The organism is Hyphomicrobium sp. ghe19, assembly GCF_902712875.1.
Taxonomy (GTDB): domain Bacteria; phylum Pseudomonadota; class Alphaproteobacteria; order Rhizobiales; family Hyphomicrobiaceae; genus Hyphomicrobium_B.
Map to the genome: position 1 here is coordinate 2,602,685 of NZ_LR743509.1, position 20,761 is coordinate 2,623,445.

Here is a 20,761-nt window from a genome sequence, read left to right on the forward strand (position 1 = left end):
TCAAGTACACTCTCGAAGTGGACCCTGAATGAAGCAGTACGCCTTCGACATTGAGTCGGATGGCTTGCTTCCTGAGATCACAAAAATCCACTCCCTGGTGCTCAAAGACTTGGACACTGGGGAGACCATCTCCTGCACTGGTAAGAGGACTAAAGGGTATCAGACCCTAGAGTTCGGCTTAAAGAAGCTGAGTGATGCTGACCTCATCGTTGGTCACAACATTATCACCTTCGACTTACCTGCAATCCGCAAGCTCTATCCAAAGTGGAAGACCAAGGCGGTAGCAAGAGACACCATCCTTCTCTCACGACTGATATTCGCTGACCTCAAGGACAGAGACTTCAGGTACGCGAAGAAGAATAAGTTCCCCCTCCAGTTCGCAGGCCGTCACTCTCTTGAGAGTTGGGGTCATCGAATAGGGAACTACAAAGGTGACTTCAAAGGTCCATGGGAAACCTGGACTAAGGAGATGCAGGACTACTGTGAGCAGGACGTAAATGTCACCGCTCAGCTTTGGCACAAGCTCAAAGCAAAAGGACTACCGGAAGACGCTATCGATATGGAGCACCGCGTTGGTGCAATCGTCTTCAGGCAGGAACAATATGGATGGTCGTTCGATGAGGTAGCTGCTGGCAAGCTCTATGCGAGACTACTCAAGAGACGCGATGAGATTAATGCTGAGCTGCAGGAGGTCTTCCCTCCTCTCACTCTCAAGATTCCATTCCTGCCAAAGGTCAACAACAAGAAGTACGGCTACATCAAGGGAGAGTGGTGCGAGAAGACTAAGATCATTGAGTTCAATCCAGGCTCACGTGATCACATCGCACAGCGCCTTCAGAAGCTCGGGTGGAAACCTAGAGCATTTGGCAAGGACGGAAAGCCCACAGTTGACGAAGAGGTCTTAGAGCCTCTCCAGAAGCGCTACCCTCAGGTCAAGCTCCTACTTGAATACCTAATGATCGATAAGCGTATCGGTCAGTTGGCTGAAGGTAAGGAAGCTTGCCTCAAGAAGCTTGCCACTGATGGCGCAATACACGGTCGCGTAGACAGCGTTGGTGCTGTTACCAGACGCATGACCCATAGCAAGCCTAACGTCGCTCAGACGCCTGCTATTGGTGTTCCTTACGGGAAAGAGTTCAGAGCACTCTACGTCGCTCGAAGGAAGAAAAAGAAGAAGTTAGTCGGATGTGACGCCGCTGCGTTGGAGCTTCGTTGTCTCGCTGGTTACATGGCGAAGTACGATGGTGGGGCTTATATCGATGTCGTCCTCCGTTCTGATGATGAAGAAGAAAAGAAAGCAGGGCGCGATCTCCACTCACTGAACGCCAAAGTCCTTGGATGTTCACGTGCAGACGCGAAGACCTGGTTCTACGCCTTCATCTACGGTTCTGGTGACGCAAACCTCGGGCGCATTCTTGGTAAGAACAAGAAGGCTGGTGAGGAGTCGCGTGCCAAGTTCCTGAAGTCTCTCCCTGCACTTGAGAAGATCATCAAGGGTGTGAAGGGAGATGTGAGGAAGCGTGGTCACATCATCTCAATCGATGGTGTTCCGCTTCATAGTCGTTCTGAACATTCCGCTTTGAACACGCTCCTGCAATCAGCGGGCGCAATCTTCATGAAGCGTGCTCAGGTGATCCTCGATGACCAACTCCAAAAGAAGTGGAAGCCGGGAGTTCACTACGAGTTCGTTGGAACTATTCACGACGAATGGCAAATCGAAGTTGATGAGGAAATAGCGGATGAAGTCGGAAGACTCGCAGCCGGAGCAATTGCCCTTGCTGGAGACTACTACAAATTCAAATGCCCTCTCGCAGGGAACTACGTCACTGGAAACAACTGGGCTGACACCCACTGAGGAAGATGACGAAGACCAACTCGACTTTGACGCCAACTGGGCAAAGGCCCTGAGAAAGAAGTATGGCATCGCAGAGCCCGTCCAATAGCGGTCCTGTGCCTATAAAGCTGACACTTGTCATAAGCTCCGAATTGTCACTCACGGTGGACACGGTAGCTCGTGACGAGTGTCACGCTAAGGCAATCATCGCAGCAGCGCACGAAAAGGCAGAACGCCTCAAGGAACTTGAATGGCAAAGAAGCCAGTAACAAAAGCCGTGAAAGCGGCGACCAAGAAGACGACAAAGAAGCCTACCACTCTCCTAATCGATGGTGACGAGATCATCTGGAAAGTTGGGACTGTGTGTGAGGTAGCCTTCGACTGGGGCGATGGTATCTGGACGCTTCATTCCGATGAGGCTGAGGGCATCAAGACCCTGGTGGATACCATCGAAGGTCTAAAGAAGAAGCTAGAAGCGGATAGCGTAATCATCTGCCTCTCGTCACCTACGAACTTCCGGAAGAAACTTGATGAGACCTACAAGGGCAATCGCAAGGATGTCCGCAAGCCTCTCCTCTTCAAAGCCCTCAGGAATTACCTTCTCCGGACCTACGTTTGTAACGAAGTCAAAGACTGGGAAGCTGATGACGTTATGGGAACCTTAGCTACACATCCAGAGAACCAAGGCAAGGTCATCATCGTCTCTCAGGACAAGGACATGAAGACTATCCCCTGCAAGCTCTACCGTGAAGGTAAGCTGAGAGACATCTCAGTGGAGGAAGCTCACAGGTTCCATATGTGGCAGACCCTAGTGGGAGACCGCGCGGATGGCTTCTCAGGTTGCCCTAAGGTTGGTGAAGCTACAGCAGATAAAATCCTCGACTGTGATGTTGAGGAGATGTGGCCACGAGTCGTTGAGGCGTTCGTGAAGGCAGGTCTCACCAAGAAGGATGCACTCCTTCAGGCACGCCTTGCACGGATACTTCAACACGGTGACTACAATCAGAAAACTAAGAAGGTGAAACTTTGGACCAAGTGAAATACTGCACGTTCTGTGGGATGAAGGATTCCCAATGTGAAGGTGCTGTTGTGGAAATCGAGGGCTGCATCAAGGCCGGTGTCTATGGCATGACGCGTACACAGGCTATGCGTAATCTTCACTCCGCTCCTAAGTGTGTCCATGGTTATGTCAGTGAATGTGATCAGTGCGGTAATCCCCCTCAGGTCTCTCACTGCGGACTTGACGCAACTCTCGAAGCTCGTGGCAATCGCTATGGTGAGTTCAGGGACAACGCTGCTGTAGCTCAGGCTCTCAAGAGGGTCTTCCGTCGCTCAGTCAAATGGGATGACTTGGAAGATCATCAGAAGGAAGCGTTGGACATCATCGCTAGCAAGATTAGTCGTCTGCTCAGTGGTGACCCTAACTACCCCGACAACTGGCATGACATCCAGGGCTTCGCAAAGCTTGTGGAAGAACGCTTGTCTAAATAGCTCACACTTGTGAGTGATTACCACCTAGTCATGGAAGACTTCGCAAATGATCAAGGCCAAAAAGCCAGCAATTAGCGCAGACCTCCTTGAGTATCTCGATCACTACTTCCCCAACGCTTGCCCTGACATCAGCACTCCTGATCGTCACGTATGGGCAGCTGTTGGTCAGAGGAACGTAGTTGATCATCTCAAGTCGCTCCACCAATCGCAGCTGAAGGAAGCTCTGGCTGCGAAGAACTAATTGGAGACTTCTCTGATGTGCCTTGGTGCACCGAGAGTGAAATCAACACCGCCGCCTGCTGCACCTGCACCTGCTCCTGGTGAGTCCGCTCCTACGACGCTGAAGTTTAACGAGGCGTCACAGGATGCAACGAATGCAGAGAACGCACTTGCGTCTAAACGAAGAGGCCGGAAGGCGTTGCGCATTGACAAGAGTTCTTCTTCGTCAATGGGAGCATCGTCGGGCCTTAACATCCCTAGCTAACTCTTAGGATACATTTGAGTACCACACAGGGTGTGGCTATGGCTCGTTACGAGGAACTGACGGCTGAAAGGTCGCCAGTCCTCGCTCGGGCACGTCAAGCCGCAACGCTGACCGTTCCACACCTTCTTCCCCCTGAAGGTCACTCTGGAGCGACGGAGTTGCCAACACCGTTTCAATCAATGGGGGCACGTGGTGTCAGAAACCTTTCCAGCAAACTTCTTCTAACTCAGTTCCCGCCTAATGTTCCCTTCTTCAAGTATGATCCTGACGAATACATCGTTGAGGCAATCGTACAGAAGGCTGGCATTGAAGGACGTGGCGAAGTTGAGAAGGCGCTCTCACGAAGAGAACGTAGCGTCTGTAAAGAGTCTGATAAACTTCAATTCCGTCCAGCAGCATTCGAAGCATTCCGCCAACTTCTAGTGGCCGGTAACGTCCTGCTTCATACTCCTGAGGACGGCATCGCACAAACATTCCGCCTAGATCGCTTTGTTGTTAAGCGCGACTGGGGAGGCAAGGTTCTTGAGATCGTACTTAAGCAGACCTTCTCACCTTCCTCATTACCGCTAGATGCACAAGCCATCATCCAAGGCCAAGACGGCAAGCCTACGCTTAAGACGGTAGACCTCTATACCTACATCAAGTGGGATGGGAAGAAATTCTATGAGGTCTTCCAGGAAGTCGAAGGTCACGTAATTCCTAGCTCACGCGGCAAGTACAAAGAAGACCGCTGCCCGTGGCTTGCACTCAGACTCTCCAAGATCGATGGCGAAGACTACGGTCGTGGCTATGTCGAAGAGTGCTTAGGAGACCTCATCTCTCTCGAAGGTCTCTCTCAGACTATGGTCGAAGGTTCCGCCGCCGCTGCGAAGATCGTCATCCTTGTGAACCCCAATGGTGTCACGCGTGAAGATGACATTTCGCAAGCTGAGAATGGCGACGTTAAGACCGGAAAGGCCGATGACGTTCACGTCCTTCAGGCTGACAAGCGCGGTGACTTCGCAGTTGTCGAAAGTCAGATTGAGAAGTTGGAACAGCGTCTCGCTTATATGTTCCTCCTCAACGCTTCTGTTCAGCGGCAAGGTGAACGCGTCACCGCAGAAGAAATTCGTTACATGGCGCAGGACTTGGAAGATGCCCTTGGAGGCATGTACACGGTCCTAGCTCAAGAGTTCCAGCTTCCCCTGGTGTCGTTGTTCTCTGCTCGAATGGAGAAGCGCAAGGGTGTTCCTAAGCTGCCAAAGGAACTCAACAACCCAACTATTACGACGGGCGTTGATGCTCTTGGCCGTGGTCAAGACCTCAAGAACCTGGACAACTTCCTTATCGGCCTTGGTGAGAACTTTGGTCCGGAAGTTATCGGGCGCTACGTCAACTTCAGTGAAGCGATTAAGCGGCGTGCTGCTGCTCTCGGTATTGATACTGAAGGTCTGATCAAATCGGAACAAGAGGTACAGCAAGCAGAGCAGCAAGCTCAGATGACTGACCTCGCAACTAACCTTGGCCCTGATGCAATCAAGGCTATGGCAAACGTAGGTGGCAATCAACTTCAGGCAGACGCCAAAGTGAAAGCCGCTCAGCTGACCAAGAGGAAGTAAACTCTCTGTATGACAACTAACAGTTCGCAGGTTCCAGCATCTGAAGGTCTAAGCCCTGGATACACTCCAGCGCCTGACCCCAACAGCCTCGCAGCCGCACAGGCTAAGGCTGGTATGACGCCTGCAAACAACGCTGAACGTCCAGCATGGCTCCCGCCGAACTTCAACACGCCGGAAGACTTCGTGAAGTCCCATGAGGAACTTCGCGCTGATCACACTCGCAAGGCTCAAGAACTTGCCGCCCTGAAGAAGGACGGTGACAAAAGCAAGGAACCTCCCACAGATGACAAAGCTGCTAAGGCTCTCACTGATGCAGGCATTCCTGAAGCTGACATGCAGCAATGGTCCGAGACTTTCTGGAAAACCGGAGAAGTCCCAGCCGATGCTTATGAGAAGCTTGCCGCTGTAGGTATCTCGAAAGAGATCATTGACGACTACGCTGCTTCACGTTCGCACTTTGTGGAATCTCAGAACACCACATTGCTTAATGCAGGTGGTGGCGAAGAGAACGTCAACAAGATGTTCGCGTGGGCTGAGGAGAACCTCAATGAACAGCAGAAGGCCGTATATAACAGAGCATTCGATGGTAATGACTTGAACGCCAAGATCATCGCTATGGAAGGACTCAAGTCTAAGTACGAAGCTTCTGAAGGTTTCAACCCTAGCCTCATCAATGGTGGCAACACACCTAATGGTGCTGGTGGCGTTTATACGTCTGTTGCTCAGATGCAGGCAGACATGAGTGATGCCCGCTACGCCCTCGACCCTGCGTTCCGCGCACAAGTCGAAGCTAAGCTTGGACGTTCAAACATCCTCTAATCAGACTACGGAGGGAGTGGCTTCACGGCTGCTCCCTCATTCTATTCTTGGAGTATCAATGGCTAACAAGACCGGCGCAAAGGGTCTTGATCTAATCAAAGTATCTGAAGGCTACCACACTAAGCTTCCTAACGGAGACTGTCTGGCATACCTAGACAAGCTCCCGCGTCCCGTATTCTGGAGCAAAGGCTATAATGGTCTTTGGACAATCGGATACGGAAGTACCGGCCCTGGCATCACCAAGGGAACCGTGTGGACCAAGGCACAAGCTGAAGCTAACCTTCGTAAACGCTTGAAGGAACACGAGGCTGCTCTCAACGCAAAGCAGAAGCAGTATCGCGTCAAACTAGATCAGAACCAATACGATGCTTGCATTAGCGCAAGTTGGAATCTCGGACATGCGTCCTCTCTATTCACTGAAGTATTCACACGTCTCAAAGCTGGCGACGAAGACGGCGCTGCTAACGCATTCCTGAAGTACGACCATGCAGGTGGAGTAAAGGTGAGAGGTCTCACTACCCGCCGCAAGGCTGAGCGCAAGCTCTTCCTGGAGCACACCGAAGACACCCTCTACGAAGCCTCACCTAGACTTACTTGGATGAGACGCATTCGTAACTTCGTTGGGTCTCTTGGTATTGGAGCGTACTTCACGTGGGACACCCTCACTCAGGTCAAGGCGTTCACGTCTGACCATGCAGGATTGATGCTGCTCATCACTGCGGCACTCCTCTACGTGAGCTTCAAGGCAATCGAATACTTCACTGTACAGGATCACTTCAAAGGGCTGTGGACGCCCTCTGGTGATGTCACTACCACAGGAGAAACTGATTGAGCTTTATCACTCAATACTTCCCGTGGGTTGGCGGACTATCGCTGACGGCAGTCCTGCTGTTGGCAACGTTTGCTCCGTCCACTCTTAAGTTCGCTTTCACGATTGCCGCTGAGTTTCTCACTCCCGTCGCCAAGAAGGTAGGCGAGAAGTTTGCTGCGTATCTTGATGCTGTGTTGGAAGGTGCTGCTGATTGCCTCGACAATTGGAAGAGCATCCTCTTCGTGGCTACCGTCGCAGGTTTCTCTGGATGGTACTTTCACACGTCAACTGAGAGGTGCTTCGATATGGTCCGCAAGGACTGGAAGCTCACTCCACGAACTAACGTGACTAAGGTTGTGAAAGAGGAAGACCCTCTCACCACTTTCTTCCGAAACTTCGGACTACGCTAAGTCACTCTAGTACGCACTCTAGAGCGTGACCGGGCGTTATCTGGCGACGTTGGGGAGAGACCCATACAGCAAGGAGGCAGGGGCCTCGACCATCGACGGCACATCGGTAAGACTCGGGTGTGTACGTCAGATTGTTGTAGCACACCAAACCCTGCCTCTACGCCCACTCCAAGATCAACCAAGAGGGAACTGTTGCAATGAGCTTAGCTCTCGCTAAGTCGCACCGCTTTGTCATTCGCAATGAATACAACAACTACGTTGCTCATCGCGGCCATGACTCATTTGGAACTTTCAGAAACTACACGGGCAAACTCTCAGAGGCCCGCATCTACATTCGTGAGAGTGATGCTTCACGCGTCGCCTCTCTGCTGGACCACGACTATGGCGGCAAGCACACGCTGGTGCCCCTCACGCTCGTGATGATCGAAGAAAACAAATCCGGTGAAGCCGGTAACACCTGAAGTCAAACAAGAGGTACTAACTTGAAAATGGGTTTCCTGAACATTCTCACGCTGATCTTTGTAACGCTCAAGCTGCTAGCAGTTGGGGTGGTCGCAACGTGGTCATGGTGGTTAGTGTTCGCTCCTACGCTGCTCAGCATAGGTGTCTCCATTCTCGTTCTCTTTGTCGTGCTCATCATCGCATGGTGGGCTGACTAGCAGGTTGCCTGAAGTGAAATACCTTCAGGCTCCCCATTCGGTCTTGCTCAAGTCCGTTCCCGGAAATGCGTTGCCTCTCACTAGAGGGGCGCAATGGGAACCACGGAACGTACTGCAAGAACCGTGACCCTCAAGCTTAAGGCTCCACAAGTAGGACGCACAGAGCTTGAGGACAATCCGTGTTCTTCGACGGTCTGAGGTCAAAAACCTCACTCCACGGAGACACACAAGTGGCTAACGCTACTCCTACCCGCCTTGGTGCAATTAACGGCACCGTTGGCAACTACGCTAATGAAAACGCCCTCTTCCTCAAAGTGTTCTCTGGTGAAGTCCTAACGGCCTTCGCCAACAAGACCGTGACTGCTGACAAGCACATGGTCCGAACGATCACTTCCGGCAAGTCCGCACAGTTCCCGCGAACTGGCCGCACTGGTGCTGGTTATCACACCCCCGGTGCTGAGATTGTTGGCCGCATTATCAAAGGCAACGAGAAGATTATCACGATCAATGATCTTCTCCTCTCTGACATCTTCATCTCGAATATCGATGAGGCCAAGAACCACTATGACGTTCGTTCGATCTATTCGAGCGAAATGGGTATCGCGCTTGCAAATCAGATGGACAAGCACGTGCTCCAGACTTTCATTCAGGCTGCTCTGGTAACCACTCCGGACATCACTGGTGAGTCTGACATGGTGGGTACTGTCATTGACAACGCCTATCTTGGCGGTTCCGCTAACATGGCGACTAATGTTGATGACTTGATCGCTGCCATCTTTGAAGCTGCCGAAGCACTTGACGTTAAGAACGTCCCTGAAGAGGGTCGAAACATCTTCGTCAAACCGGATACGTATTACCGTCTTGCGAATAGCTCGAAGGTAATTCACGGCGACTTCGGCAACGCCGGTAACGGCTCGACTGCTTCAGGTAAGGTGTTCCGCGTTGCGGGTATGCCTATCGTGAAGACCAATAACCTCCCGTCTAGCAACATCACCACTGGTGTTGAGGCAGGCTCGGAGAACCGTCAAGCTGTGGACGCCCGTAATACGGTCGCCGTCATTGCTCATCCTTCTGCGGTGGGCACGGTCAAGCTGATGGACCTCAGCACTGAAATGGAATGGGACATCCGCCGTCAGGGAACCCTGATGGTTGCGAAGTACGCCGTTGGACATGGTGTCCTCCGTCCTGAAGCATCCGTGCTTCTGCGAACGGCAACGCCTGTCTAATTAGCTCACCCCTGTGAGTTAATTTGCTGAGTAACTCAAAGGGAGAGGCTGAAAGGTCTCTCCCTATTTTTTCACTCCAATAAGAACAAGAAAGGGGAACACGGTGCCTACGCCCGTAACACCCACAACTGAACTAGAAGCAGTCAACACTATGCTGGCTGCTATCAGCGAGAGTCCTGTCTCTACGCTGGATGACGACACGGTTGTTGACGCCGCAATGGCGCGGGACACTCTCCGCAATGAGATGAGAGGTCTCCAGTCAGAGGGCTGGCAGTGGAACACTGACTATGAGTACGTCCTCACCCCTAACGCCAACAACGAAATTGAAATCCCCGCTACCGCCGCCTTCATTGATCCGTCTGCCTCAGAAGGCAAGGACTACGTTTGGCGCGGAACACGGCTCTACGATAGGGCTGGCAAGACCTACACAATAACGAAGTCGGTCAAGGTAGACATCATTTGGATGCTCGGCTTCGATGAGATGCCTGAGCCCTTCCGGCGCTACTGCTACATCAAAGCCATCCGCAAGTTTGTGGATGAACAGATGGGTGACCAAGCTCTCCATCAGTTCACTGAAATGGATGAAGCTAAAGCTGCCGCTGCTTTCCGCCGAATGGAAAACAAGACGGCAAACTTCAACATCCTTCGTGACAGCTATTCGACCGCACGCATTCTGATGAGGCGTCCAGCATGGCGCGGGTAAGCGGGCAAATCCCGAACCTCGTCAATGGCGTCTCTCAACAACCTCCAGCACTCAGACTAGCAACTCAGGCAGACCTCCAGGTCAACTGCTACTCGACTGTTGTGAAGGGTCTGACGAACCGTCCGCCTGTTGAGCACATCGCACGTATTGCAGATGTCGTTGAAGAGAACGCCTTCGTCCACATCATCAATAGAGACGTTGATGAAAGATACGTACTAGTTGCCACTTCGACAAACCTCAGGGTCTTCGACTTCGCCGGTAACGAGAAGACAGTCAACTTCCCGAATGGCAAAGCGTACCTAAGCACACTCAATCCAGCTGAGCGCTTAGCTGCACTCACTGTTGCTGACTACACGTTCTTGATCAACAAGGACAAGGTTGTTGGTAAGCTGGCAGCGCTTTCCCCTGACTACGGATCACAGGGTCTGGTAGTCATCCGCTCGGGCAACTATGGCCGAACCTATCGGCTCTATGTGGATGGCACTCTCAAGGTCTCCTTGAAGACGCCTGATGGTTCTCTAGCAGCGCACACTTCTGACATCGATACCACCACCATGGCTGATATCATGGTCAAGGTGTTGACGGGTGTAACCTACGCCGCTGGAGCAAGTACGGTATCAGGAACCTCTCTAGGAACTGGATGGACAGTCTCTAGGAACAACTCAACGATCTACATCAAGAAGAACGATGGCACTGCCTTCACACTCAAAGTGGAAGACGGCCAAAACGGCAACGCTATGTTTGCCATCAAGGATGCTACAGCGCAGTTCGAAGACTTGCCGCTCTATGGCTTCCAGAACTTCCATGTGAAGATTCAGGGCCGGTCTGCATCTGGTGATGGCGACTACTACGCACTGTGTCAGAGCAATGAGCAGAACGTCTGGAAGGAGTCTTTGGCTGAAGGTATTCAGACCTCAATAGACCCAATGACGATGCCCTTCTCCCTAGTACGCGAAGCCAATGGATCGTTCACGTTCAGGCAGAACACTTGGAACTCTCGTGAGGTCGGTGACGACAACAGTAACCCGTTCTCATCGTTTGTTGGCCGGTCCATCAATGACGTGTTCTTCCATAAGAACCGACTAGGGTTCCTCTCGGATGAAAACTGCATCCTCTCCTCAGGTGGTGACTACTTCAAGTATTGGAGAACGACCGTCCTGAGCTTGCTAGATGATGATCCTATCGACATCGCTGCGTCTCACGACAAGGTTTCTATTCTGAGAAGTGCGATTCCCTATCAGGAGAATTTGCTCCTCTTCTCGGATCAGACACAGTTCCGCTTGGAGGGTGGTGACATCCTCACTCCGCAGACTGCTTCTCTTCCCGCAACGACTGAGTTCCAGGCATCAACCAAGGCTAAGCCTGTGGGTGCTGGCACGTCAGTCTTCTTCGCTGTTGAGAAGAACGACTATTCAGCCATCCAGGAATACTTCGTAGACAGCGACACACGGACAAATGACGCCCGTGACGTTACTGCTCACGTTCCTGAGTATGTCCCTGCTGGCATCTTTAAGCTGGCGGCAACGTCAAACGAAAGCGTCCTGGTGGTCCTGTCTAAGAATGATCAGGACTCCCTGTATATCTACAAGTACCTCTATGACGATGCTGGACAGGCTAAGCTCCAGTCCTCGTGGTCGCGTTGGGACTTCCCTAACGTCATTCGTATTCACTCCTTTGCGTTCATTCAGTCAGACCTCTACTGGGTAGTGACGAGAACATCAGGGGTCTTCCTTGAGAAGATCACCTTCGAACAAGGTGTGATTGGCGATGATGATTTAGGATTCCGCATTCACTTGGATCAGAAGATCAGAAGTGACAACGCGAAAGTTACCAAGAGTTACAACGCCACGACTAACCAGACCACATTCACCTTCCCGTTCGTATGGAAGTCTATGCCTAAGGCAGTGGTCTCTGTCCCTGTGAACTACGATCCTGGTTATGATGTCGAAGTCATTGGTGATCCTGCAAGCTACAACAGCAACAAGATCATCCTTGAGGGAGACTTCAGAAGCGAGACAATGATCTTCGGCACTCCCTACGAGTGTCTCTATGACTTGTCCATCTTCCAGATCAGACAGGAGTCAACTGGTGGCGGTATCTCAGTAGTCTCTGAGGGTCGCCTACAGGTTCAACGCTTGACGCTCCAGTATGCCAACTCTGGCTACTTCGAGGTCATCGTAAAGCCGACTGGTAGGTTGCCGTGGGTCTATAACCCTAACTCGTATATGTACGGGTTCAACGGTCGTAACCTCGGTGAGCAAGAGAACCTCATCTCTGCACCTGCCATTGACACAGGTGAATACCAAGTACCGATATTCTCTCGTAATGACCGTGTGAAGATCACCATCAGGTCTGACAGTCATCTCCCGTTCTGCATCCTCTCAGCTGAGTGGATTGGGCTTCACGTTATGAAGTCGAAGCGGGTGTCTTAATGGCTATAGTCAGATCAGTGGTGCCTGGAGATATTCCAGACATCCTCCCGCGTTTGCGAGAAGCTGACATACAGGAATGGGAGGCATTCGCAGGGGTTCACCCTCGGATGCTTCTCCCCCTGTTGGCGTATGATCCGAACACCTACACCATCGTAACTGATGACGGTGTTCCTGTGGGTCTCTTTGGTGCGTCCCCTGTTGAAGGGACAAACGGACTAATAGGGACAGTGTGGATGATAGCGACGCCCCAACTCGAAGACATGCAAATCGAGTTTCTCAGAAAGTGCCGTACCGTTGTGACCATGTTGAATGATCGCTACCCGATATTGTGGAACCATGTTGATTGTCGAAATACGGTGCACCTGAAGTGGCTCGAATGGTGTGGCTTTAAGTTCATCTCCCGCAAGGAGAAGTGGGGGGCACAATCGTTACCCTTCTACGAAATCATAAGGATCAAATCGCAATGTGCGTAGCAGCAATGCCGCTACTGATGTTTGGCCTATCAGCCGCTTCTGCGGTCGTGGGCTACATGGGCCAACAGCAACAGTATGCAGCAGCAGCCGCTCAGAAGTCAGAGAATGACCGTGCAGCAGCCGACGCGGCTCGTAACCGCTACGAGTCTATTAGCAAGTCACTTTCCTCTGAGCAGAAGAAAGCTTCCAGTGAATCAATGGATGCACAGACTGAGGCCCTCAAGGCTAGGTCGAAGGCACGCGTTGCCGCTGGTGAAGCTGGCGTATCCGGCTTGTCTGTTGATGCTCTCTTGAGCGACTTCAGCAATCAGGAAGAACGTTACCTTGGTCGTATTGACCAGAACTACCAGACTACGAGGGCTGCTTATCAGGATGAACGTACTGGTGCTTACGACACCGCACGTGCACGCATCAACTCAATGGCAACGCCTGTGAAGCCTAGCTTCGCTGGTGCTGCTCTCCGCATAGGCCAAGCGGGAGTTGATTCCTATTCGCAGTACCTAAGAGGCTGATAAAAGGATTATCACTTAATGGCACGAACTAAACAACGCGTTCAGGTTGATGATCCGCTGAGGCGGACACCTGAGCGTAAGGTCCAGCCTTTGGCTCCGGATGTGTTCGTTGGTGCCCCTAGAGTGTCGGGAGCTGGGGCGGGCATGGCAGATATTGCTGATGCCCTCTCCGGCTTCTCCGGCTCCCTTGGTGGCCTAGCAAAAGTAAGAGCAGCAGCAGACAAAGAACGGGCTGATGCCGCCGCTGTAGAATTTAACGCCCGTCCACTAGATCAACGTACTCAGATGATTGCTTCAGGCATTGGACCTGATGGCAATCCTCTTCCAGACCATCCAGCAGTCTCGAAGGTCTATGGTGCCGATGTAGGTACTCAGACCTCCCTGCGTATCAACGGCGAGATTGATGGAGGCAAGTTCGACTACCTAGGACCAAAGCCTGTAGACCAATATATCTGGGAGGAGGCACAGCCTGATCTCGAAGCTATTGGTGACGATAAGCTTAAGCGTGCAGGCTTCCTAGGTGAACTCAAGAAGTACACTGAAGGACAGATCAAGAAGCAAGCTGAGGTACGGGAAGCTGACCGTGTGAATAGGAGTAAGGACGCGTTCTTTCTCTCCATAGGTCAGACCGTAAAGGAAGCTGAGGAGCAGGGTGTCAAAGACACTGAAGGTCTCTATCAGCGTATCCAAAAGACTCGTGGTGCACTTCAGGATGGTCCGCTGAAGTTGAACATTCCTAAACAGGAGTTTGACAATCAGGTCTTAGCCTATGCGGACAAGATCGCTGACAGTGAAGACCCTGAATTTGCCAAGCTTGCTGTGAGGCTCATCTCTGATCCGCGCGACGGCATTGGACCTATTGGCTTCAAGCAAGAGAACCTCAACAAGTCTCTCGACATCGCTAAGCGTGCTAAGACCGCCATCGATAAGGCTGAGGTCAAGACTGTCACTGAGAAGTACGCCACTGCCGCTCTAGTAGCTGGACTCGGTGGCGCAAACCTTGGCGGCATCGTAGACCACGAAGAGAAGCACTCTGATGGTTCCACCTTCACTGTCAAAGCTGAAGATGTTCGCAAGTCGGTATTCAATAAGTGGCAGCTTAACAGCGCTGAAGTCGCCAACAGGCTCAAGGAGAATCCTGAGCAGACGATGAAGCGGGAGGTCTCTGAGCTTAAGAGTATGGGCCTAGTCAATGAGTCCTGGAAGGGAATGTTCAAATCATTCGCGGACGGTCTCACTGAGCAAGACATCCAGAACCCTCAGAAGCTCCAGGAGTTGCAGAAGGTCGCCTCCCTCTACGACACCATGAAATCTCAGTCCACGTTCTTCCTTGAGCGTCACCTTGACGACAACTCTAAGAAGCTGATGGACCGCTATTGGGTGGCCCGCAATCGCCTAGGAGTTCAAGCACAGGACGTTGCTCTGACTATGGCCGTCCACTCTCTTGACCCAACGTCTGAGCAAGCGGAAGGTTCTGCCTCCCGTGCTGTGAAGGACAAGGTTGAGAAGGAGTATGACAACGGCTCACAGTACGCTTCCCTCCTCAAGGAGACTGCTACCGGATACGTTCGGATGGGTGGTGTCTCTGCTGAGAAAGCTGTTGAGCTTGCCGCTGAGCGTTTGAAGTCTCAAGGTGCCAACGTGAATGGGAGCTTCGTTCCTATTCCTGTGGACAAGAACGGCAACCAAATTGCTGTGCCTGAAGACTTCGCTGACCTAGCAGAACTCACAGTCCAGCGTTGGGCTGATGAGCACGCTCCTCCTGGTATCAAATCCTCTGATCTCACCCTTCGAGGGTACAGTAATGGAACCTTCGAGATCGTAGATAAGCGCAACGGTATCCCCGTCATTGGGATAAATATCGGTGACGCTTCATCCGCGAAGCCTGTGCTCACATCTCAGGACTTTATTGATACCGAGAAGATTGAGCAGGCCAAGAAGCTAAAGGGCGATGTCCGGGAGCAGAACATCAACGCTCTAATCCGGCAGAACGACTACAGCGGCGCAATGAAGATGATAGACGAAGGCAACAGCAAACCTCCTAAGAGGACTGTTGCTTCCAAGGGTGGTGCTCGTGCAAGCGATGTCTCCACTGTGGAAATCGGACCATTCATCAACATGCTCACGCGTCGCGCCTTCTGGATGAGTGGCGGCAATCACAATCAGATACTTCCTCCAGAGCTATCCCGGTCAAACTCGGACGGCACGCTGAAGGAACCTAAGAAGTAACTACCCACGTCATAGATCAAAACAAGAAGGCCTCATCATCTGCGGATGGTGGGGCTTTTTTCTTTGGAGAACTAATGAACGACAACCCACTATTCACTACGGACGAAGAAGCCAAGAAGAACAGCACACAGGTCAACCCTGTAGCTCAGGCTGCTGAGGCGGCAGACGCAGCTGTGAACACTCCGTCCGATCAACCGGCTACTGTTACAACTCCTGAACCTGAACTGACAGGAAGAGACCTGAACAAGTATGTCAAGGTCGTCACAAGCCTCACTGATGGCAACGTAGACCACAACGTTGATATGCTTCAGAAGCCGTTCATCGGCTCCCTGAGCAAAGCTCTTCAGGCAATGCCAGAGGACTTGCGTGCTGCCATCCAGGTAGAGCAAGCCGGTCGCTCCAGGGCATACCAAACGCGACTCTATCAGCGTCACAAGCTGGGCGGACCTCTCGCGGCTCCTCCAGGTCACTCACGGCATGAGACAGGTAACGCTGTAGACATCGGTCCTACTAGTGGCACTGAGAGAGACCCTAAGTTCCAAGCTGCACTCAACTGGCTCTACCAGAACGGTGAGGCTTACGGGATTCTCAATCCCCCCTCTATTCGCAATCGCGATAGTGGACACTTCCAGTGGGTAGGTCAGCCTAAGGTGGCTGGACCTGACAAATCACTCCGTACCAATACCATTCCCTACGAAGTGAAGAACGCCATTGAACTTACCGCACACAAGTACGGTCTCGATCGCAGGATGCTGTACTCCATCGCGTATGGTGAAAGCACGTATGGAATCGCCCCTCCATCATCGGTCGGCGCTACTGGACTATTCCAGATGACGGCTGAAACTTGGGGAGACCTGGTTAAACGTAACGGCAAGAACTTTCCTGAGATCACAAATTGGGACCGCAACAATCCTCTTCACAATGCACTTATGATGGGAGCGTTCACGCGAGAGAACCAAGCAATCCTTCACGAGAAGCTTGGCCGTGACCCTACCCCTGGTGAGGTCTACGGTGCACACTTCTTAGGTGCTTCGGGTTACAGCCGCTTTGTTGACTACGCGAAGAATAACCCCCATGCGCCGGCAGCTGATGGTGTTGGTGCAAAGTCCGTAGCAGCCAACAAGACAGTGTTCTTCCGCAAGGACGGCGTTGCTCGTACCGCTGAAGAAGTTCAGATGTGGATGGACCGCAAGGCCTCCACGGCTCCCGGCTTCAATGACGACAATGAGAAGGTGAAAGCTCTCATCGATAAGTCACAGGAAGGCTACAAGTCTATCCCTGGAGTTGGTGAAGCCGTGGCTCTTTCCGAAGGTAAGGTGAGCGAGGCGACTGCTGGTGCCAACCTCGCTCTAGCTGCTCAGGTAGAGAATGCACGTCGCAACTCTCGTAAGAATGCCTCTCAAAACGGCGTAGCTGCTGAACCTAACCTTGGTGTTGGTTACAAGAAGATAGACCTGGAGGACATCTATGCTCCTCCTTCCATCAACTCTCGTGACATCTCGAAGAAGATCGAAGAGCAGATGAACCATCGCGAAGAGGTTGCTTCTCTTAGCACGCTTGCGCTGGACGCCTTCAGAGACACTCAGACCCTCTCGTGGATGTTCGCTGGTGCTCCAGGCATGAGGCCTGATCCGAACTACATGATGACTGAGGAGATGGCTAAGAAGCTCATCGAAGGTGTTGACCCTAGGTATCACTCCTGGATCATCAACAGCTACTCTGAAGCTCAGGCCGGTAAGGCACGTGAAGACGCTCTAGCCTTCCAAGCTGGAGAGAAGCGCCTTGACGAAGCTGGCATCACAGGCACGGCGCTTAGGATTGCTTCGAGCTTCCTAGACCCCGTTACCTTGGGTGTTGCCATAGGTACTGAAGGTCTTGCTGCTCCTCTCGTGTTCGGTAAGACCGCGCAAAGTGTTGGCAAGCTAAAGGCTGGACTGTTGGCTTCAGCTGGAAACGTCGCTGCTACAGGTGTCCTTCAGGTTGCTGGCGATCCTCGCATCACTGGACAGGATTACGTCCTTGCTGGTGTTGCTGGCTTTGGACTTGGTGCTCTCTTCGGAAGAAGTGGAAGGGTCTTAGCAGAGAACGAAAAGCTTGCTGACCAAGCGGCTTCTGTAGTGGATGACATCGTAAAGGCTAAGCAGGGTTCCTCATCGGCTGGTGCCGCTCAGAACCTTGACGCTCCTTACGTGTCTCCTCAGCTGGAAGCCAATTGGGACAGGCTGAAGAATGAAGACGTTTGGGAGTCCCCTGTGTGGGACAAGCTCCCGCTGTGGGGAACTGTCGATAAGACCCTTCAGTCTAAGAACCCTGCTGCACGTCTTGTGGCTCCTTACTTGGCTGAGAACGCTGTTGGCTTCAAAGGCCATGGCGTTGTTCCCGTCGCTGCATCCGAAAGAGGCAAGCGATTGGAGGGCTCATTCGATGCCCGCTACACGGACCATCACCGCACTCACTACGAGGAGTACCTCAAAGAAGCGGGTGGCAACTGGGTGGATAAGTGGCGTCTCACTGGTGAGTTCGCTGACAAGGTAGGCCTAGCAATCCGGGAGCGTGATCCCGCTGTTAGGGCGAAGATGTCTCCAGCTGCTGTGAAGATGGCAGACAGGCAGATAGCTCTTCAGGATGAACTCCTAGAACTGGAGAAGAACCCTGGCGCCTGGATGGGCAAGGAGATGCAGTCAGTCCAAGGCTTCAATGATGTAGTGAACAAAGGTTCCTACCTCATGCGTGTTTGGGACAACGCCAAGCTGAAGACGTTAGGTCTTCCTAAGCTTCAGCGAATGCTCCGTGGCGCTATCCGTGCTGAACAGCCAGACCTCGAAGAGGCTTACGTTAGACGCCTTGCAGATGGTGCTGCTGAGAAGATGATGGACCGCACTCACGGTCTTGACGACTACTTCGAGCGTGCAATGACCGGCGCTGATGAGGAATCTCTTAAGCGTGTGCTTAGAGAGTTCGACTTCGTTGAAGAGGAGATGGATGAAGTCCTCTCCAAGTTCAAGCAGGCCAAAGAGGCAGACGCCAAGAATCCCGCGCGGTCTAAGCGTAGGATGATCCTCAATGAGACCTACGAGACTGAGATCGATGGACAGAAGTACAAGCTAAGTGACTTCCTGGTCAATGATGGCCCGGCACTCTTCAAGGCTCGGAACCGTCAGGCCACTTCACGTATCGCTCTAGCTCAGGTTCAAATCCATGATCCTAAGACTGGTGAACTGCTAGTTGATGGTATCCGTTCTGATGCTGACTTCGAGAAGCTCATCACTCAGGTGAAGACTCGTGGTGGTAAGGAAGGTCAGACACCAAGGCAGATCGCTTCCGACGAAGCTCAGCTTAGGTTCATCTATGACTACATGACAGGCCGTCTAAAGATGCCTGACAGTAAGCTCATGGATGCTCTACGCCTTGTGCAGAAGTTCAACTTCTCACGAGTGATGAACCAAGTAGGCTTCGCTCAGATTCCCGAAATGGCGACAACTGTTGCTCAGCTTGGAATCCGAGCCTCAATGGAACACATGCCTGAGTTCCGACGAATCCTCGGGATGAAGGCCTCACACCTTGAGCGTCACGGTACGCTTGATGAGTTCCAAGCCTTCACAGGTCAGAGCACAGCCATGCTCCGGTCTCACATCACGTCACGCTTCGATGATGAAGCCACCAATGGGTTCCACAAGTACACCAAGGGTTCGATGTTCGATAAGGCCGAAGCAGGAATGGAGAACCTCAACAGAGCAACCTCCACCCTCTCTGGCATGAATGGCATCACCGATATGATGCAGAACTGGAACGCTAAGATCGTAGGTCAGACCTTCGTGAACCTAGCGCATGGCGCAAAGGAAGTGGATGGGAAGCTAGTCTTCTCTCACGCCAACATCCGGCGCATCAAATCGCTTGGCATCGAAACTGAGAAGACCTCCAAGTTCCGCTACAAAAATCCCAAGTACAAAGGGGTGGATATGCGGAAGGCTAAGGAGGAGTACGACGCTGTAGTGAAGTCCGCTAAGGCTGACGCTGCTTCCAAGTTGTCTCCTGAAGATAAGAAGCTCCTTGAGGTCGCTAACATCCGACTGAAGGAGATGGAGTTCAACAACAGCATTGGCAGGGATGTAGACCTTCCTGACATCGAAGCAGTCACCAAACAGATCGATGAGCTTCTCGCTAAGGGAGGCTACACGCTTCCTAAGGCTCCAGGCTTCAAGGGAGAGGCTAAGTGGATCGAAGGTGAAGGCACGATGCTTGAACGCATTACCCGCCAGATCAAGGAACACGCTACGACTGAGAAGGGAATCTATAACGACAAGAAGTTCCAACTAATGAACTACAATTCATGGACGGACCTCGAAGCTCGTGAAGCTTTCATCGACTCATTGTTCCGTGCTTCCCGCCGAATGGTGCAGGAGAACGATGTAGGACAAATGGCTACCTGGATGTCCAATCCAATGGTACGCGTCCTCCTCCAGTTCCGTACCTTCATGGTCGCTGGCTTCTCGAAGCAGCTGCTCCACAACCTTCACATGAGTGGGGCTATGGGTGGCGGCTTTGATAGGCAGAACGCTTCTCAGGCATTCGGCTACTTCACTGCCTCTGTTGTCATGGGTGGTCTAGCCTATGCGATGCAGATGAAGCTTCAGGCTGCTGGCAGAAGCGATGCTGACGAGTGGCTCTATGACGAGAAGAAGGGGAAGCTCACCCACGAGAACTTGGCGAAAGCCGCAGTTCAACGTGCAGGGTGGTCTTCAATTATCCCCCTAGTCATGGACTCGGCTAAAGTTGGTCAGATGTTGACAGGTGATCCGCTCTTCGATGCACGGACTACAGGTCAGTCCTCAGACCTCATATTTGGCAACCCTACAGTTGGCCTATTGGATCAGGTCACTTCCCTTGGCCCGTCCATTGGGAACATGATCCGTGAAGATCGTTCTCCAACTCAAGCAGAACTTAGGAAGGCATTCTCGCTCCTTCCGTTCCAGAACCTCATGGGTGTGCAGCAAACGTTCAACTACATGATCTCTGGATTTGACGAGACCAAGCCGCGTTAAAAGACGCCATTAGGGGGAGGGGAGCCATTCCCTCCTCC

14 protein-coding genes are annotated in these 20,761 nt (G+C 52.3%); all 14 read left to right on the top strand.

Annotated elements, in window-relative coordinates:
* The first annotated feature begins 28 nt into the window (after positions 1–28).
* The 14 genes from AACL53_RS12690 to AACL53_RS12755 all read left to right on the top strand — a co-directional run bounded on the left by AACL53_RS12690 (position 29) and on the right by AACL53_RS12755 (position 20,723).
* Complete coding sequence (locus tag AACL53_RS12690; protein WP_339084881.1) at positions 29–1,855, top strand: DNA polymerase; 1,827 nt, start codon at positions 29–31, stop codon at positions 1,853–1,855.
* A gap of 229 nt (positions 1,856–2,084) precedes the next feature.
* On the top strand, positions 2,085–2,873 hold the full coding sequence (locus AACL53_RS12695; RefSeq protein WP_339084882.1) for a hypothetical protein: 789 nt from the start codon (positions 2,085–2,087) through the stop codon (positions 2,871–2,873).
* On the top strand, positions 2,861–3,325 hold the full coding sequence (locus AACL53_RS12700) for a hypothetical protein (RefSeq protein ID WP_339084883.1): 465 nt from the start codon (positions 2,861–2,863) through the stop codon (positions 3,323–3,325). Before AACL53_RS12695 ends, AACL53_RS12700 begins: the two co-directional genes overlap by 13 nt.
* 522 nt (positions 3,326–3,847) lie before the next feature.
* Complete coding sequence (locus AACL53_RS12705; RefSeq protein ID WP_339084884.1) at positions 3,848–5,407, top strand: portal protein; 1,560 nt, start codon at positions 3,848–3,850, stop codon at positions 5,405–5,407.
* Positions 5,408–5,521: 114 nt separating this feature from the next.
* Positions 5,522–6,226 carry a capsid assembly protein gene (locus tag AACL53_RS12710; protein ID WP_339084885.1) on the top strand — a complete coding sequence of 235 codons (705 nt, stop codon included), beginning with the start codon at positions 5,522–5,524 and terminating at the stop codon, positions 6,224–6,226.
* A 58-nt stretch (positions 6,227–6,284) separates the two neighbouring features.
* Positions 6,285–7,058, top strand: coding sequence for a lysozyme (locus AACL53_RS12715; RefSeq protein ID WP_339084886.1), 774 nt, complete (start codon positions 6,285–6,287; stop codon positions 7,056–7,058).
* The gene (locus AACL53_RS12720; RefSeq protein ID WP_339084887.1) at positions 7,055–7,447 is read left to right on the top strand and encodes a hypothetical protein; all 393 of its coding nucleotides are present in this window, start codon (positions 7,055–7,057) and stop codon (positions 7,445–7,447) included. The genes AACL53_RS12715 and AACL53_RS12720 overlap by 4 nt, the downstream gene beginning before the upstream one ends.
* 197 nt (positions 7,448–7,644) lie before the next feature.
* Positions 7,645–7,908: a hypothetical protein gene (locus tag AACL53_RS12725; protein ID WP_339084888.1), complete on the top strand. Its 264-nt coding sequence runs from the start codon at positions 7,645–7,647 to the stop codon at positions 7,906–7,908.
* 428 nt (positions 7,909–8,336) lie between these two features.
* On the top strand, positions 8,337–9,332 hold the full coding sequence (locus AACL53_RS12730) for a phage capsid protein (RefSeq protein WP_339084889.1): 996 nt from the start codon (positions 8,337–8,339) through the stop codon (positions 9,330–9,332).
* Positions 9,333–9,435: 103 nt separating this feature from the next.
* Positions 9,436–10,035, top strand: coding sequence for a hypothetical protein (locus AACL53_RS12735; protein WP_339084890.1), 600 nt, complete (start codon positions 9,436–9,438; stop codon positions 10,033–10,035).
* Positions 10,023–12,467, top strand: a complete 2,445-nt coding sequence (locus AACL53_RS12740) for a hypothetical protein (protein ID WP_339084891.1) — start codon at positions 10,023–10,025, stop codon at positions 12,465–12,467. Before AACL53_RS12735 ends, AACL53_RS12740 begins: the two co-directional genes overlap by 13 nt.
* A gap of 463 nt (positions 12,468–12,930) precedes the next feature.
* The gene (locus AACL53_RS12745) at positions 12,931–13,452 is read left to right on the top strand and encodes a hypothetical protein (protein WP_339084892.1); all 522 of its coding nucleotides are present in this window, start codon (positions 12,931–12,933) and stop codon (positions 13,450–13,452) included.
* A gap of 144 nt (positions 13,453–13,596) precedes the next feature.
* Positions 13,597–15,681: a hypothetical protein gene (locus AACL53_RS12750; RefSeq protein WP_339084893.1), complete on the top strand. Its 2,085-nt coding sequence runs from the start codon at positions 13,597–13,599 to the stop codon at positions 15,679–15,681.
* 74 nt (positions 15,682–15,755) lie between these two features.
* Positions 15,756–20,723 (top strand): D-alanyl-D-alanine carboxypeptidase family protein, encoded by a 4,968-nt coding sequence (locus tag AACL53_RS12755; protein WP_339084894.1) that lies wholly within the window; start codon positions 15,756–15,758, stop codon positions 20,721–20,723.
* Positions 20,724–20,761 lie beyond the last annotated feature (38 nt).

Excerpts from the sequence above, each read along its gene's own strand:
- AACL53_RS12690 (WP_339084881.1), top strand. The coding sequence starts at position 29 with ATGAAGCAGTACGCCTTCGACATTGAGTCGGATGGCTTGCTTCCTGAG.
- AACL53_RS12695 (WP_339084882.1), top strand. The coding sequence starts at position 2,085 with ATGGCAAAGAAGCCAGTAACAAAAGCCGTGAAAGCGGCGACCAAGAAG.
- AACL53_RS12705 (WP_339084884.1), top strand. The coding sequence starts at position 3,848 with ATGGCTCGTTACGAGGAACTGACGGCTGAAAGGTCGCCAGTCCTCGCT.
- AACL53_RS12710 (WP_339084885.1), top strand. The coding sequence starts at position 5,522 with ATGACGCCTGCAAACAACGCTGAACGTCCAGCATGGCTCCCGCCGAAC.
- AACL53_RS12715 (WP_339084886.1), top strand. The coding sequence starts at position 6,285 with ATGGCTAACAAGACCGGCGCAAAGGGTCTTGATCTAATCAAAGTATCT.
- AACL53_RS12725 (WP_339084888.1), top strand. The coding sequence starts at position 7,645 with ATGAGCTTAGCTCTCGCTAAGTCGCACCGCTTTGTCATTCGCAATGAA.
- AACL53_RS12740 (WP_339084891.1), top strand. The coding sequence starts at position 10,023 with ATGGCGCGGGTAAGCGGGCAAATCCCGAACCTCGTCAATGGCGTCTCT.
- AACL53_RS12745 (WP_339084892.1), top strand. The coding sequence starts at position 12,931 with ATGTGCGTAGCAGCAATGCCGCTACTGATGTTTGGCCTATCAGCCGCT.
- AACL53_RS12750 (WP_339084893.1), top strand. The coding sequence starts at position 13,597 with ATGGCAGATATTGCTGATGCCCTCTCCGGCTTCTCCGGCTCCCTTGGT.
- AACL53_RS12755 (WP_339084894.1), top strand. The coding sequence starts at position 15,756 with ATGAACGACAACCCACTATTCACTACGGACGAAGAAGCCAAGAAGAAC.